General features: G+C 55.6%; 9 protein-coding genes and 1 tRNA gene. 7 read left to right on the forward strand and 3 right to left on the reverse strand.

What is annotated here, in order from left to right; all coding sequences use genetic code 11:
- Window positions 1–17: 17 nt before the first annotated feature.
- Both ACUZ79_RS10125 and ACUZ79_RS10130 read right to left on the reverse strand, forming a co-directional pair.
- Entirely contained in the window at window positions 18–1,649 is a 1,632-nt protein-coding gene (locus ACUZ79_RS10125) for a glutamate synthase-related protein (protein ID WP_240824256.1), read from the reverse strand.
- The gene (locus tag ACUZ79_RS10130) at window positions 1,637–2,638 is read right to left on the reverse strand and encodes a glutamate synthase (protein WP_449251512.1); all 1,002 of its coding nucleotides are present in this window, start codon (window positions 2,636–2,638) and stop codon (window positions 1,637–1,639) included. Before ACUZ79_RS10130 ends, ACUZ79_RS10125 begins: the two co-directional genes overlap by 13 nt.
- 734 nt (window positions 2,639–3,372) lie before the next feature.
- On the opposite strand from ACUZ79_RS10130, the gene ACUZ79_RS10135 reads away from it, so the two are divergent.
- The 7 genes from ACUZ79_RS10135 (at window position 3,373) to ACUZ79_RS10165 (ending at window position 13,175) form a co-directional block, all read left to right on the forward strand.
- On the forward strand, window positions 3,373–5,097 hold the full coding sequence (locus ACUZ79_RS10135; protein ID WP_449251513.1) for a methyl-accepting chemotaxis protein: 1,725 nt from the start codon (window positions 3,373–3,375) through the stop codon (window positions 5,095–5,097).
- A gap of 271 nt (window positions 5,098–5,368) precedes the next feature.
- Entirely contained in the window at window positions 5,369–6,934 is a 1,566-nt protein-coding gene (locus ACUZ79_RS10140) for a carboxylesterase/lipase family protein (RefSeq protein ID WP_449251514.1), read from the forward strand.
- A gap of 102 nt (window positions 6,935–7,036) precedes the next feature.
- On the forward strand, window positions 7,037–8,650 hold the full coding sequence (locus ACUZ79_RS10145; protein WP_449251515.1) for an aldehyde dehydrogenase family protein: 1,614 nt from the start codon (window positions 7,037–7,039) through the stop codon (window positions 8,648–8,650).
- Window positions 8,651–8,963: 313 nt separating this feature from the next.
- Window positions 8,964–9,272, forward strand: coding sequence for a c-type cytochrome (locus ACUZ79_RS10150; RefSeq protein ID WP_449251516.1), 309 nt, complete (start codon window positions 8,964–8,966; stop codon window positions 9,270–9,272).
- Between the two features lie 137 nt (window positions 9,273–9,409).
- Window positions 9,410–9,485, forward strand: a tRNA-Val gene (locus tag ACUZ79_RS10155).
- 296 nt (window positions 9,486–9,781) lie between these two features.
- Window positions 9,782–11,023 carry an ISL3 family transposase gene (locus ACUZ79_RS10160; RefSeq protein ID WP_449250523.1) on the forward strand — a complete coding sequence of 414 codons (1,242 nt, stop codon included), beginning with the start codon at window positions 9,782–9,784 and terminating at the stop codon, window positions 11,021–11,023.
- Between the two features lie 211 nt (window positions 11,024–11,234).
- Window positions 11,235–13,175 carry a hypothetical protein gene (locus tag ACUZ79_RS10165; protein WP_449251517.1) on the forward strand — a complete coding sequence of 647 codons (1,941 nt, stop codon included), beginning with the start codon at window positions 11,235–11,237 and terminating at the stop codon, window positions 13,173–13,175.
- A gap of 5 nt (window positions 13,176–13,180) precedes the next feature.
- Here ACUZ79_RS10165 and ACUZ79_RS10170 read toward each other — a convergent pair whose 3' ends face one another.
- Window positions 13,181–16,744 carry an alpha/beta fold hydrolase gene (locus ACUZ79_RS10170; protein WP_449251518.1) on the reverse strand — a complete coding sequence of 1,188 codons (3,564 nt, stop codon included), beginning with the start codon at window positions 16,742–16,744 and terminating at the stop codon, window positions 13,181–13,183.
- Window positions 16,745–17,043: the final 299 nt, after the last annotated feature.

A 17,043-nucleotide genomic window follows, 5' to 3' on the forward strand; every position in this document is an offset into this window, starting at 1 on the left:
CTGCTCCTCGCCAAAGTCTAACAGGCGTACTGGATATCCAGCTTGTCGGCCACAGCCTTGTCCGTGGTAACCAGGGCGTCGGAGCGCCCAACCGGCAGCGAACTGTTGCCCACAGGGGCCAGCAGCTTGCGCAGTTCGGAGTCAAAGGCCAGCATGTAGTCCACAATGTTCTGCGCGCCCCTGTCCACATCCAGCCTTTTGACCAGACGGGGATCCTGGGTGCATATGCCCGTGGGACATTTGCCGGTATTACAGGCATTGCAGCGGCCGTGCTCATTGCCGACGCAGCCCAGCAACTGGATGAGGATCTTGCCAATGATAACGCCGTTGGCGCCAAGGCAGATCATCTTGAAGGCATCCGCAGCCGCGTTGCCGGTCAGGCCTATGCCGCCGCCAGCCCACAGGGGAATCTGCCCCTGAAGACCCTGGGCAACGGCAGCCATGTAGCAGTCGCGCAGCTTGGAAACAATGGGATGCCCGGTATGCTCCAGCGAAACCTCGTTGGCAGCGCCGGTGCCGCCCTGAATACCGTCGATGAAGAACCCGCCGCAAATCTTGTAGGGATCGCGCAGCAGGTTGTTGTATACGGAAACAGACGTGGCAGATGCCGCGCACTTGATGGCCACCGGCACGCGGAAGCCAAAGGCCGCATTGAGCGAAAGGTGCATTTTCTGCACGGATTCTTCAATGGAATACAGGCCCTGATGGTTCGGCGGCGAATGCAGGGTCGCCTTGGGTACACCACGGATGGCCTGAATGTGCGGAGCCACCTTGGCTGCGGGCAAGAGGCCGCCGTCGCCGGGTTTTGCACCCTGACCAATCTTGATGAGCACGCCCGCCGGGTCTGTTTTCATGCGGGGCATGGCCTTGATGATGCGGTTCCAGCCAAAGTGACCGGAGGCTATCTGCAAGATCATGTACTTGAGCTGGTCGGATTCCAGCAACTTGATGGGCATGCCGCCCTCGCCCGAGCACATGCGCACAGGCATCCCGCAGTGTTCGTTAAGATAGGCTGCGGCAAGGGCAATGGCTTCCCACGCGCGGGTGGAGAGCGCGCCGATGCTCATGTCACTGAAGATGGCGGGGTAAATCCAGTGCACCGGGGGGGTGCGCTCGGTCAGCACAAGGCTGTCGCCGTCAACGCGCAGGGGCAGTTCCTTGGCAAGCATGACGCGGCCAAGGGGCGAGCGGATATCAAAGGTATGGCGCTCGGAATCCAGCGCGGGGTCGGTCATCTGGCTGATGCGGCCCACAAAGATGGAATCGAGCGTGCGCGGCGGGTTCAGGTTGGTGCGCCCGCCCCGTTTGACGGGGCCATGGTGACGCGCCAGCACGGGGAACCGATTATCCTGGTTGCGCACGGGTTTGATGGCCGCGTTGGGGCAGATTTTTTCGCACATGCCGCACCCCACGCAGGCGTTGGGGATGCTGGCCTTTTGCATGATGACCGGGCGCGCGGAATGTTCCTGCGTCGGGTCGGGAAAGGCCTTGCGCGAAAGCGTGATGCTGCGGCGCATCATGCCCACTTCAATGGCGTTGAAAGTACAGGCCGCCACGCACGAGCCGCACATGGTGCACAAATCGGGGCGGTATTCTATCTTCCAGCGCAGGTCGTTAACACTTACGTCCTGAGTTCTTACTGATTCCATCGCTGCACCGCCAGATCGTTGTCAATAACCACCATTTCCCGTTCATTGGGATAGATGTCGTTGGAGATGTCGCGGTCGGGCATGATGGCGTTCAGACCGCAAACCTCGGAGGCGATGGCCACCATGTCCGAGTTTACGCCCACAACAACGGGCCGCAGCTTTTTGGAGTCGCAGCAGGTAATCATCTTGCCGTCGGGCAGAAGGCCGATGATGGTGTTGGGGCCGTTGATCTCCAGATGCGCGAGGGATTCGCGAATAAGATTCAGAACCTTGCGGTCAGCGCGCTGTTCGGCCTCCACAAAAGGCAGGGGCGTGATAACGTGCTTGTAATACTTGATGGGCCAACCCAGCTCATGCAAGACATAGTGCAAGGTGTACAGAAAGTTCTGCGAGTCGGATTCAAAACCCACATAGCCCCTGTGCAGCGACTTCTGGAACTCTTTGTTCTTGGTGAAAAAAGTGTTCTCGCCGTTGGCGCACACAGTGTAGCCCTGCAAAAAGAAGGGATGCGCAGCGTAACGCACGATGGCGTAGTTGGTATTCTGGCGGCACTGGGTCACGATATTGCGCGCGGTCAGGCGGCCATCGTCTTTCCATAGTCGAAAATAGACAGCTATGTCGGCAGGATCACCGATTTCTTTAAGGGTCAGCACATCGGGCCAGAACGAATAGACAAAGCCATTCTTTTTCTCGGCCAATAAGTCCCGCAGCTCAAGGCGCGTGTCCAGCAGCAGGTTTTCGCGTTCTTCCTGGCTACGGGAGCGGTATTCCTCCGGGTAGTCATAGTTGCGGAAGACGTAACGGGGCATGGCCTCAATCTTGAGACCGGGGCGTTTGTCCACTTCAGGCACCCACTGGGCAACCTGCACAAAACCCTTTTCTTCCATGTAATCGTTGACCAGTTGCACTCCCTCGGGGGTGCAGGCCAATGAAAGCAGGGGTTTGTCTTTGTAGTGGCTGAACACGCCCTCCAGGTCTTGCATAACCATAGCAAAACCGGAGTTGTCATGCCCTTCCTGCTGCGGCAGCATTAGATTGAGCGCCATTGAGGGGGGTACAGGCGTCTTGCTCTTGATGGAACCAATTCTGCACATAGCTGTTAACCTCGGGAAAATGCGTCACTTGAAGACCAGCCCGCAAAACTGGGCTACAGGGACGCGAATGAACCCTCTCGTAGGGTGCAATGTTGACTGACCTTTTGGTATAGTCTGAAGACATGACCAAAACGCACCACGAGTTGAAGCATGGGACTGTCAAAAGACAGCCTCTGCGCTCCAACCGGCGGATCCACACTGGCGGTTGCGTTCGGCCTCTGGCGCAGGGGGGAAATTGAGTTTGCTACAAACCTTTTCGATGGGCAAGAATAAATTGATGCCCTGCATCAAAAAAAAGTTACAGTGTTTAAGTTTTGATACCACTCATAAAAACTGGTGTTTGTATGTGAAAAATCACGTAAAGTTCTGCAAATATCTCATGTTGTGCAATTTTTTTTGCAAATTTGACATATTGCCATAACATAATATTGGCATTGTCCGATATTTTTCTTAGAATCAGTCGTAGCTGTTCTGAATTTATGCCCTTTTAAAAGGCATCTGATAACGCATTTCATAAAATATGGTTATTCTCCCCTGCGAGGTAAAAGATGAATGTGAGAATGTGGCTTGTTACCCTTTGCTGTGGGTTTGTCGTAGGCATGGCGACCCTTTTTTTCACCAGCACGCACATGTCCACACTTGTTTTTACGGAAGTAACCATTCCCCAGCTTTCGTCAGCATTGCAGTCAAAGTATGAGTACGGCCTGAAAAGTGTTATCGATGTCGCTGCGCAAGACCTTGCGGACAGGCTCAAGGGCGTCACCGATCCCAAGGAGCAGTACGCGCTGATTGAAAAATACACTGATTATCAGCGTTTCTTTCCCAACGATGAGGGCTATCTGTTTACCTACAAAACAGACGGCACCCGCATTAATGTACCCACCAACAAAGCGCAGAACGGCAAAAACGTTATTGATCTCAAAGACAGCGATGGCGTCTACATGGTGCGGGAGCTGATCGAGGCTGGCAAAAAGGGCGGCGCTTTTGTGGCCTACCGCTTCGACAAACCCGGTGCAGGCGTACAGCCCAAGCTGGCCTATGCTCGCATGATACCGGGAACAGACGTTGTTATCGGCACCGGCGTATATATTGACAGCGTTGAGGCCGAGCGCACCCGTGTTGCCAATCTGGTTTCTGAACGAAACGACCACTATGATAATCTTGAACTGCTCATTTGCGGTGGCATCCTTGTTGTCATTCTCGGCTTTGCATGGCTGATTACGCGCATTATCTGTCTGCCCCTGCGGCAAATCACCGGCGAAGCGGAAAAGGTCGCTCAGGGTCAGGAAGCTGCCCTGCCCACTCTCAAGGCATCCTGTCCGCTCGAAATCCGGCGGCTTAACAGCTCGTTGACCATGATGATCGAAAATCTGCACGGCCGTATTGAGGAAGCAGCAGACAAAACCCGTCAGGCCGCCGAAGCTCTGGATCATGCAAAAGAGGCGCAGGCCGCTGCCGAAGAAGCCAAGCTCCGCGCAGAATCTGCCCGCAGAGAAGGCATGCTTGCCGCCGCCCATCAGCTTGAATCCATTGCCGAGGCGCTCTCCTCCGCTTCATCTGATCTCTCGCACCAGATCAAACGCTCTGATGAAGGTGCGGAAGAATCTTCCAAGATGCTTTCTGGCGCTGCCACTGCCATGAATGAAATGAACGCCACGGTTCAGGACGTTGCCAGAAACGCAGGTCTGGCATCGGGCGCATCGCTCGAAACCCGCGACAAGGCTCTTGCTGGCGCTAAGATCGTGCAAAACGCCGTGGAAAGCATCACAGAAGTGCAGACCCACTCGCTTTCGCTCAAGGAAGACATGAACCGCCTGAACGAGCACGCGCAGGCCATTAACCAGATTATGGGCGTTATTTCCGACATCGCCGACCAGACCAACCTGCTGGCGTTGAACGCGGCCATTGAGGCCGCCCGAGCTGGCGATGCCGGCAGGGGCTTTGCCGTTGTGGCGGACGAAGTGCGCAAGCTGGCAGAAAAGACCATGGTTTCCACAAGCGATGTGGCCAAGGCCATTCAGGCCATTCAGGACAGCACCGCCAAGAGCATGCAGGGCGTTGAAAACGCGGTTGGCTCCATCGGCGTGGCCACGAATCTGGCCGGGCAATCCGGCGAAGCCCTGCAAGGCATTGTGGAAGTGGTTACGGCCACGGCTGATCAGGTCAATGCCATTGCCGCCGCCAGCGAAGAACAGTCGGCAGCAAGCGAAGAAATCAACCGCAGCATTGTTGAGGTCAACGAGGTTTCACAGCTCACGGCTGAAGCTATGAAACAGGCTTCCACTGCCGTTGCCGACCTCACCGAGCAGGCCAAAAAGCTCGCCGCTCTTATTCAGGAGATGAAGCAGGGCTAGGCTACTGCTCCCCTTTGTCATTCAGATTCCCGGTTTGCGCATGCACGGCGCAGACCGGGAACCTTTGTTTTGCGGGTGGAACGGCATGCGGCGGCATGCAAGTTCGATAACGCGCGCAATGGCAAACGCTTCTTGCGTTTTTGTTCGCAACACGCCACATTTGCAAAACGTTCGGCAACAGGCGGCCTGTTGCAATAAGCCTGTTCGAGGCAAGCCCTGTACAGGCCCGTGACCCTGTGAAGCGTCCCAACGTCCTTTTTCAGGAACATTCATGAAAAACCGCATCCTCATCCTGGTGGTGTTGCTCTTGTGTGCCTGTGCCCGTCCAGTATCCCGGCATGAAACGTCCGCCGACACTCTTGCAGTCACGCAGTATGGCGAGGTGCAAGGTTTTGCGGCGGCTGACGTCAAAACATGGCTTGGCATTCCTTATGCCGCGCCGCCTGTGGGCGAACTGCGCTTTCGGCGCAATCAGCCGCCTACGCCCTGGCAGGGCGTTAAAAAGTGCGTGGCCTTTGGCAACAAACCCATCCAGTACATGAACATGTTCGGGCTTGAGCGTTCGCGGGTTCCCGCCAGCGAGGATTGCCTGTACCTCAACGTATGGGCCCCCCTGACCGCCGCCAAAGATGCCAAGCTGCCTGTATTTGTATGGATATACGGCGGCGCGTACCACATGGGCGAAGGCAGCGACCCCATGTATGACGGCGCATCCTTTGCCAGGGACGGCGTGGTATTTGTCAATTTCAACTACCGCGTCGGCCCCTTGGGCTTTTATGATTTTTCCATGTACGACAAGCGGTTTGAATCCAACTGCGGCGTTTCAGACCAGATTGCCGCCCTGCGCTGGGTGCGCGACAACATAGCCGCATTTGGCGGCGACCCGAACAACGTGACCATAGCGGGCGAATCCGCAGGCGGCACGGGCGTGTACAACATGCTGGCATCGCCCGCCGCAAGGGGGCTGTTCCAGAAAGCCATCGCGGAGAGCGGCGTCACAGGAAATACCGAATCCCGCCGCATGGTCGAGATGAACAACGCCATCTTTTTTGAAAAGCTGGGCCTAAATCCGCGCACAGACATAGCCAAATTGCTGGATATGCCCGCGCAGGACATGCTTGCGGCGGCCACGTTCACGCTCAAGGAAGGCCCGCGCCGCCACCCTGGTATCTTTATGCCTGGCCCGGTCAAGGACGATCTGCTACCCCTGCACCCGTGGGAAGCCATGGCCCAGGGCAATGCCCGCGACGTTACAGTCATTCTTGGCACCAACCGCAACGAAGGCACGCTGTTTGCCCTGCTGGGCCTGCTGCCCAAGGACTGGCAACAGGTGGAAAAGATGTTGCGCGACAATGGCGCGGCTGCCAGTATCCCTGCGGTCTCGGAGCTGTACGCCAGCGAAAAGGGCATGAAAAAACTGACGACCCTCGCGGGCGACCGGGCCTTTGTGGTGGACATGGTCAAAAGCGCCGATGCCCAAAGCGCCTTTAGCAGCACCTACGTCTATCGTTTTGACTACGCCCCCTTGCTGCCGGAACTTTTTTTGCTGGGAGCTGCGCATTCAACGGAAATCTCCACCGCGCTTGCCACCAATGATCATCCCTTCTGGCTGCTCACGCCCGCATCGCGCCGGAAGGAGCTTACGCAGTCCATGCACGGGGCGTGGCTGAACTTTGTAAAAACGGGCAATCCCAACGGCCCCGGCGTTACGCCCCTGTGGCCGCAATACGAAGCCGGACGACGGCTCACCTACATTTTTGACCAGACCAACACCGTGGAATCGAATCCCCACGGCGCAGTCTATGAAGTGTGGAAAGATATTCAACTGTACCAGTAAGTTGCGTGTCGGCTTCATTGACATGAAGCGCTTGGCTTCTTACCCTCCACACGACAACAACTTTTTCACTGCTTTCACCTGCTGAAAGTTCAGGAGACACACATGACCGAAGCCAATACCCAGACCGGCGCTGATTTTTCGCCGGATGTGGACAATATACCTGAAGATTGCGTTCTTGAGCCGCTTCACGAGCGCCGCTATCTTGTGGGCGGGCGCTTGCTTGAGTGGAATGGCCCCGTGCATACCGTGCATTCGCCCCTGTATGTGAACGGCGAGCAACGCGTCATCGGCTCCTGCCCGGAACTGACCGAGGCGGAATCTCTGGCGGCTGTGGAAGCCGTAACCAAGGCGTGGGACAATGGACGAGGCGCGTGGCCCACCATGCGCGTGGAAGACCGCATTGCCCGCGTAGAAGAATTTGCCCGCCGCATGCTGGCTGTGCGCGATCAGGTGGTGCGCCTGATGGTATGGGAAATCTGCAAGCCGCTCAACGATTGCCGGGCGGAATTTGACCGCACCATCGACTACATCCGCGCCACTGTGGATGCCCTTAAAGACCTCGACCGGGCGTCCTCCCGATTTGTGATCGAGAGCGGCATTTACGCCCAGATCCGCCGCGCGCCTCTGGGGCCGGTGCTGTGCATGGGGCCGTTCAACTATCCGCTCAACGAAACCTTCACCACCCTTATTCCGGCCCTGATCATGGGCAACCCGGTCATCGTCAAAACGCCCCGCATCGGCAAGCTGCTTTATGCGCCCCTGCTTGAGGCCTTTGCCGACTGCTTCCCCGCCGGGGTGGTGAACATCCTCTTTGGCGACAGGCGCGTGGCCATTCCCGCGCTGGAGTCGGGCCGCATCAGCGTACTGGCCTTTATTGGTTCAAGCCGTGCTGCCGATGCCCTGCGCCGTCACCATCCCTCGCCCCACAGGCTGCGTTGCGTGCTGGGGCTGGACGCCAAGAATGCCGCCATTGTGCTGCCCTGCGCCGACATGGATTTAACCGTATCCGAGGCCGTGACCGGGGCGCTGAGCTTTAACGGGCAACGCTGCACGGCCCTGAAGATCTTTTACGTCCACGCCTCGCGCACCGAGGAATTTCTGGCAAAATTCAGCGAGGCCATTGCCGCCCTGCCCATGGGCCTGCCCTGGAAGCCGGGGGTCAAAATCACCCCACTGCCCGTGCCCGGCAAGATAGACGACCTCCGTGAACTGGTGGACGAAGCTGTTGCCAAGGGCGCGCGCATTGCCAACCCGCGCGGCGGCACCTTTAACCGCACCCTGTATCATCCTACGCTGGTTGCGGGCGTCACCGCAGACATGCGCCTGCACACGGAAGAACAGTTTGCCCCTGTGGTGCCAGTAGTTTCGTACAACGACGTGTCGGAAGCCGCAGAGGCGGTGATAGCCTCGCCCTTCGGTCAGCAGGCCAGCATATTCGGCACTGATCCCGATGCCGTGGCCGCGCTCATCGACCCCATGGTCAATCAGGTGTGCCGCGTCAACATCAACAGCCAGTGCCAGCGCGGGCCGGATACCTTCCCCTTCACAGGCCGCAAGGACTCTGCGGAGGGCACGCTCTCTGTCAGCGACGCGCTGCGCGCCTTCTCCATCCGCACACTGGTGGCTGCCAAGGGTTCCGCACCCAACAAGGAACTGATTTCCGACATCGTGCGCAACAGAAAATCCAACTTCCTGTCCACGGATTTTCTGTTCTAGATGCTGGAATTGCTGGAGAACCAACCCTTGAAGTAACACATGAAAGGCCGTTTGCGACCGGCTCCGACAAGTGGACAGGACAATAAAAGGCATGCGCCTACTCAAGCGGCCAGCTTTTTCCAAAATTTTATCGGGGAGAGCTGGCCACTCCTTTTTTGAAATCTCTCTGTGTTGTAAAGCGATAGAGCAGTAAAGCCGCATAATACCCCTTGTGGTCTGCTGGCCTTGGAGCATATGCTCAACGTGACCCAAAAGCCTAGCTGCTGTGCGGTCTGGCTGGCTTTTCAAACAGAGTAACCCACAGGAGGGTTCCATGACCTTTTCTGCTAACTCATTGAAAATTCTTTTGACTGTCGGGCTGTTGCTGACTGGTACTGCGGTTGCGGCTCAGGATAGCGCTGGTACAGGGCAGGAGATGTACAACAAGCTGTGCTCGGGCTGTCATTCGGCCACCCCTGCCGCAATGAAGGGTAAACCTGTAGATGCGCTGGTGGCGGGCATGGAAAGGGTCAAGAACCTGAGCAATGCCACAGGCGCCGCAGCCCGTATGCAACAGACGGTGCAGGGCTTGAGTCCCGCGCAGATGAAGGATATTGCAACGTATCTTAACCAGATGAAATAACAGTAATCGCAGCAAAGTATCAGGCTGGTATTCTGACAGCCCGGCATAGTGACCGGGGCTGCTCTGGTGTATCGGCAAAATTGCGCTTGCAATGTGCTGAATAACAGGGCATATAGCTGGCTGTGCTGCGCTGTCTCGGGCAGTTAGCTCAGTTGGTTGAGCACCGCCCTTACAAGGCGGGGGCCACAGGTTCAAGTCCTGTACTGCCCACCAAATATGAAAGGGGTTATCCTTAATGGATAGCCCCTTTTTTATTTCAGGCAAGAATATCCACATAACACATTAAATTAACAATAAATTACTTCAAATTAAGCATTGTTGCGCATACGTTTGATTTATTATCGACTGCCCATCAAGCATTGCACTTCAAATAGTTCGCAAACACTGCGTAATAGCCCTCCGCAACGCCAATCCATCTTCTCCAGTTCAAAAAAATTGGTTCTTCGTCGTTTGATGTGGAATTGACCGACCTCAATCAGTTTGGATAGCCCTCCTTTAGGAGGACTGCCATGCAAGCTGAAGAAATCTTTGCCTTGGGCCTCGGCCTCACGCCGCCCTGGAAAGTTATGAGCCAACGTCTTGATACCGACCATACGCCAACCAAGCTCCACCTGGAGATCGGTGCCGACCGCGGAGCGCTGTATCCGTGTCCCGAGTGCGGAGCCGCGTGCAAGGCTCACGACTTCAAGGAATTCACGTGGCGGCATCTCAACTTCTTCCAGCATCACTGTTACCTCACAGCCCGACTGCCGAGGATCAATTGCCCGGAACATGGAATCCGACGCGTCGAAGCCCCATGGGCCAGGGAAGGCAGCCGGTTTACCCTGCTTTTTGAGCAGGTTGTCATGAGCCTCGTTCGAGAGATGCCGGTCAATGCCGTAGCGCGTCATGTCGAGGTCACGGATACCCGCCTGTGGCGCATCGTCCATCACTATGTGGCCAAAGCCATCAATGCGCTGAACTTGAAAGACATCAAGGCCATCGGTCTGGATGAGACCGCGTCCAAGCGTGGGCACAATTACATCACCGTCTTCATTGACCTGGATCGTTCCGACAGGCCCGTGATCTTCGCGACTCCAGGTAAGGGCAAGGAATGCCTGACTCAGTTCTGCGCGTTCATTGAAGCCCATGAAGGCTGTCCTGAAAACATCGTCGAGGTAGTTTGCGACATGTCGCCTGCGTTCCTCTCCGCCGTCGAACAGAAGTTCAAGTCTGCCTCGGTGACAGTCGACTGGTTTCATGTCGTCCAACTCTTCACCAAGGCCGTCGATGACGTCAGAAAGCTTGAGGCCAGGCAGTCAAAGCTGCCGGACCACACCCGTTGGGCCGTACTCAAGGGCGCCGAGACAATACGCACGCAGAATCAGGAGAGTGCTCTCCTGGAACTCGTCGAGCAGGGCTTCGCTACCGCCAAGGCCTACCGTGTCAAAGAACTTCTGCGCTGGGTTCGACGGGCCGAATCGAAGCAGGCCGCCAAGTGGCGCATAACCCATTTTCTCAAGCATGCCGCCGAGTACGCGGCCGACTGCCCGCTATTGGAACCCGTGCGCGGAGCATTGGCCAGCTTTGAGAGGCATTTGCCGCGAATCCTTCATCGTTGGCATTCCTTGCACACCAATGCGAGGCTCGAAGGCTTCAATGGCCTGTTCCAGGCGGCAAGGGCCAGGGCCCGAGGATACCGGAACGTGGAGAACTTCATCACCATGGTCTACCTGATTGCGGCCCCGATTCAGGTCGTAGTGGCTTCATGAATTCCACATCAAACGACGAAGAACCTTTATTATTTATTAAAATATATATTTTTTAGTCATTAAATATAATATTTGATTAAGCCCAAACAAATGTTCCACCAAAGGGCGCAGGCAACAACGCTGAGCGGCGCGCGAATAAGCCGGTGCGTTGCCCCACGCTGGGCCAATGACGGCCCCCGTGCAGATTTCACCAGCAAGCAGGAGGTGCGTCATGGCATTATCACCGCTCAACAGTCTGGTTCCGATAACTGGCTCCTTACTCTCATCTCTGAAAGAGTCCTCCCGCACAGAAGTGGAACAAAACGCGGCGCTGACTGCTGGTGATTCTGTGGAGTTTTCCATGCGGGCGGAGCAGGTATTGGGCCAACGCATTAACGCAACAAAGACTGCAACTGACACCCCTGCCCCAACGCTCACGTCAGAAAAAACAACGGTTCAGGGCGACAGCGTAACCATCTCGCAAATGGGTAAGGAAGCCCTGAAAGCTTCACAGGTTGGAAGTCCTGCCTCAGAACAGGTGGCAACAGCGGCCACGGGCCAGACCGCAGACGCATCAGCCAAACCGGCTAAAAATGTTCTTGCCACCGCTACGCTTAATTCCGGCGCAACAGTTTCCATCACTGCCAGCGCCTATGCCAATGGCGAAGAAAAACCCTTTTATCTTGCGCCAGATCAAAAAATTACCGCCGAAATCACCAAGGCAGACGGCAGCACACAAACCTTGGCTATCAAGGCCAACACGGTCATCAGCGAAGATGATCAGGGGAACCTGCTTGTGTGGTCCGGGGCAGAAAAAAAAGGCAATGATTACTTTGATGATAACTTTATGAGAATAGAGCCCACCGAGATTTTGCAGGGAACCAACGGCAACGATGTGATTATCAATCTCAATGGGGTTGATGAAATCCATGCAGGCACGGGCAATGACACGGTCATTTCTTTTGACTATGCAAATAAGGTTGATCTGGGTGAAGGCGATAATACCCTGAAAGCGCAGGGCGGAGGCATCAGCCTCATATCGGCGGGAAACGGCAATAACAAGCTTGTTGATGTTGGTGCAGGGAAGATTTCTTTCGGTGATGGCAACAATTCTATTTCTGGTGGAGGAGCAAACTTCATCAATCTAGGTGATGGCAACAATTCTGTTGATGTTGCATTTGGTCATCACATAGAAGCCGGAAACGGCAATAATAATATTGTAACTGGCACAACGAAATCTATCACTGCTGGCAATGGCGATAACACTGTTAGGGTCACAAAAGTTACACAAGATGATTTTTCCCCTTTGATAGCACAAAGCGAGTACCAACCTGTTATCCAGCTTGGCGACGGCAATAACAAGGTTGAATCTGAAGCTGTAAATATTCTTAGCACTGGCAATGGTAATAACACGGTCAAACTCAACAGCCATGCTGCCACTTTTCATGGCGATTATTTGACTGGTGTGCGACAAAAAATTCAGCTTGGCGATGGCAATAATACTCTGATTGCAAACTACGCCTCAGACGTTACTCTTGGCAATGGTGACAACCGCATATCTGGAAATACCATTCAAAACCTGACCGCAGGGAATGGAAACAACAGTTTTGATGTGGGCTTTCTTATGGATACTGGCGAATGGAAGATGGGCGATGGGAAAAACAATATCCATATTGCCTTGCAAAATGGCTCTATCAAAACGGGAGACGGAGATAACACCATTGTTATTGACGAAATCCCCAGCGCAAACCGCATCATTACGGGGGCAGGAAACGACAGTGTCCATATCCACAGTGATGCCATCGGCTTGTATATCAATCTCGGCAACGGCGACAACCAGTTTACCGTTGACGGCAACGCAGCTCTTCTTGAGTATATAGGCGGCAACGGCAAGGACGATGTGACCATTGAGGGCTTTCTTGCACGTAGTTCAATTGCGGTTGGCAATGGCGATAACACATTGAGCATCAAGGGTTTCATACTCGACAGTCAGATATTTACCGGACAAGGCAACAACACCCTGAACTTGAACAAGCTTGTGATTGACAGCACGGTCAATGGTGATACTGGTGCCAATGTCTCTGAAGAGGAAAAGAATGCTGCGCGGGATACCGTGGCCCGATTCCTGGCTCGCTGGAAAGGCACCGCCACAACTCAATCTACCAGAGTGTAATATAGTTACCTCAAAAAGTCGCGAATAAGCTTTGCCACGCCATCTGCAAGGCCAGGGGAAAGCATGCTTTGATGCGTGCCCGCCGTCCAGCGGAGGGTGATGTTTTTTTCAGGCAAACAGCGGCTCCAGCCCTGATACTGGTCATTAAAATCAATGTAAGGATTACTGGCAAAATCCAGCGCGCGAATATACAGAATACGCAGATCAGACGGCGTTGGGTTGTCATAACGTGCTGCGGCAATGGCATTAAGCCTGTAAGTCTGCAACAGGTTTTCCATATGCGCGGGGCTGAAATTGGGCGGCAGTAATCCGGCTTTTTCACCGCATTCTACCAGATACGCCATTCTTTCAGCCCTGTTCATGGCCCGCAGCTTTTCCACATCAAAGGCCAGCGCTTCCGCGAGCTGGTTTTTCAGCAGTTCCACATCGTCCTTGGCTGCAAGCTGCTTGTCCCTTGTGTTGTCGAGCACTGTGTCCAAAATCAAAATCGGGCATGGTTCGCCCCCGCGCGCTGCATACAGGCAGGCCGCCTCATAGGCCAGGAGGCCGCCGAAACTCCAGCCTCCAAAAACAATGTTCTCCGTGGCTACCTTAAGGATTTCATCAAGATAAATCGCGGCCAAATCCTGAACCCTGTACAGCTCTGTATTCAGAGCAGTTTTTTCAGCCTGAAAGCCCGCAGGCTCCACAGCATAGAGGGTGTAGCGACCATCCAGCAGCCGGGCCAGATCGCTGTAGCAAAACACGCTGCCGCCCACTGGATGAAACAGAAAGAGATTTTTTCCACCTTCACTATGACAAAGTTTGATGATGGGGCTAGTGCGGGTGCCGGTTTTGCCTTCTACAAGTTCAGCCAACCGCGCAATGCTGGAATGGGCCATCAGCTCGTTGACGGCAATATGGACGCGCAACTCTTTTTCAATCATGGCAACAAGACGCACGGCCATGATGCTGTGCCCGCCAATGCTGAAAAAGCTGGCCTCCGCATCGCCTACATCCACGCCCAGCAGCCGCTTCCAGATGGCGGCAAGCGTCTGCTCCACAGCCCCTTGCGGGCAGCGCCCTGCAACGGCCTCGGCCCTGCCCAGCGGGGACGGCAGCGCCCTTTTATCCACCTTGCGGTTGGGCGAGAGGGGCAGCTCCACCATCGGCACAATATAATCCGGCACGCAAAAGGGCGGCAACTGCTGCTCAAGATAGCTGCGCAAATCCGCTGGATTCACAGCACCCACCACATAGGCAGCGAGACTTTTGTCGTTGCCAGCCTGATAAAAGTCCGCCGCCACGGCCACCTGCCGCACACCAGGGAAACTCCCCACGGCCTTTTCCACCTCGCCGATCTCGACCCGGTTGCCCCTGATCTTGACCTGCTGATCCTCCCGGCCCCGGTAATAGACAAGTCCGTTCTGGATAAAGCCATTGTCGCCAGTGCGATAGCAGCGGCGCCCGGCATATTCGGTAAAAACATCGGCGTTCACGCCATTCAGATACCCGCGCGAAACGCCCGCTCCCGCGATCCATAGTTCACCGGCAACTGAGTCCGGCACCGGGTGCTGATGTTTATCCAGCACAAAAATACTCACGCCTTCAAGCGGCCTGCCAATGGGAAAGGCAGTAAAATCAGCATAATTGGCGCGGTCAATGCGAAAGGCGCTGCTGTCTACCGTGCATTCTGTGGGGCCGTACACATTGAACAGCACCACATCTTCATTGCCGGGTATGGCATAAAAGTTCTGAATGACATCTGGTCGCAGCACCTCGCCCGCCAGCAGCAGGCGTTTGAGCGGCAGGGGCTGGCGGTGCTCCTGCAAATAGTCCACCAGCACATTAAAAAAGGCCGGGGTCATGTCGCACAGGTCAATACCCCTCTTGCGGGCAGCGGCGCAGAATGCCGCAGGATTTTTGCGTTCCTCGTCTGCCATGACATACAGAGGTTTGCCGCAAAACAGGGAAACCGCCAGTTGCTGGATGGACGCATCAAACGAGAGCGGCGCAACCAGGCCCACAATGCCGCACCCATCTGAAAATTCCCGCAGGGCATGGATTATGTGCAGGAGGTGGCGGTGCTCCACCACAACGCCCTTGGGCTGCCCTGTGGAACCGCTGGTGTAGACAATATAGGCGGCTGCGTCCGGCCTGACCGCCGCAAGAGGGGCTACGGGGCAGGCCTCCAGATCCTTCAAGCCAAAGCTCTCACGCAGGGCTTTGGTACCTTGTGCTTTGGTATCGTGGGCGCTCCTGAAAATCTGCAGGTCATAGCGAAAGGCATCCGCCTGACCATTGCCAGAGGGCGCAGAGGCCGCAGTGGGTGAAAATTTCACTTCAACAGGATATGGGCATTCTGCCGCCCAGGCACTAAAGAAACGCCGTGGCACAAACAGCTCTGCCGAGCCCTCAAAACGCAGCAAGGCCGATTGATCGCCTGTGGCAAGAGCATGTTCCCTGATGGTTGCCCGCAGGTCGTCCTTGCGGTCCATATCACGCACAGCGCCCACAAAAATGCTGCCGCCCGCCGTGAGGCGTTCTACAGCGTGGTCAAGCACCCTGCGCAGATAATTGTAACCGGGAAAGCAATCCACAACGCCGTTGAGCACCACAAGGTCAAAACGCTCGTCTTCAAAAAAGCAGATGTCTATGGCTTCCATGCGGTGGATGCTCACGGAAGCGCCGCAGGGCAAGGCCTGCATCCTGTCCAGTTCATTTCGGGCTATGTCTACCGCTACGTACCGACTGGCGGCAGAGGCCAGCGCCTGCGCCATCACGCCCGAGCCGCTGCCGATATCAAGCACGCTTTTACCCCTGCCCTGTGTATTTCCTGGGGGGCTGCCGGGGGCGCGATTGGATGCAAGACCCGTTTTTTGCAGCAGGCGGTCTGCCATCCTGCAACGTTGCGCCAGATCAAGGGGGCGGGCGTCCACATCGTCCAGCCACCCCCGGTCGCTGCCCGGCTCTGCAAGGTGCTCCCAGTATTCCGTGCTGCTCAGACCGCCACTTTCCAGAGCATCCGCAAAGGATGGCGCATCCAGACAAAGCACGTGGGCAATGGTGGGGTTACGGTAGCGATGGTATTCTGCCTGGGGCAGTGAAGCTCTGTCCGTCACCAGCAACCGCACGGGCCTGAGCATGGCTTCCTGCCGGGGGCGCGGCAGTTCGCGCTCCACGGGAACATACACCGCACCGGCCCGCATGATGCCAATGGCGGCGGCAAGATACATGGCCCCGCGCTCGCACAGCACCCCTACTGCCGCTTCCGGCCCATAGTTTTGCGCCAGTACAAAGGCGGCTATGCGCGCGGAAAAATCCTTCAGTTCCCTGAAGTTCAGGTTTTTGCCGCCACCAGAAATGGCGATATTATCCGGATTCTCTTCCGCGACAGAGCAAAACAGGGCTTCAAAGCTGGCCCATCTGCCAGGCAAGCCAGACAAACTGGATGAACACGGTATGGCATGGCCAGCAGCGGAGAGGTTCGAAGGCAACGTGGCTGGTTGTCCTTCGGCAGCAGCTCCCGCCGGATTCTGCGCCGCCGCCTTGCTTCTGGGCATCCCAAAGGTGATGTCGGCAATCTTCATTGTGCGTTTTCCTCAATACCTTCCAGAAAGCTTATCTGTTACTTAAGCTAGTCCTGCGCCATCGCAAAAGCCACTTTCGGGGGGAATTGTGGTTACAACGCAGTATGATTGCGCTATCTTTATTATGCACAAAACAAAACAGTGCCGCCCCAGTTGATCGGGGGCGATGACCGACTTTATTCCTTTTTTTCTCTAAGACAGGAACAGTATTTTTTCAATGGATTAGCTCGTGGAGCGGATAATCAAAAGCACATATAACGTAGATCGGTAGAGGAGAACGACAAGTCCAATGGCATGGA

This window comes from Desulfovibrio faecalis, from assembly GCF_053570625.1.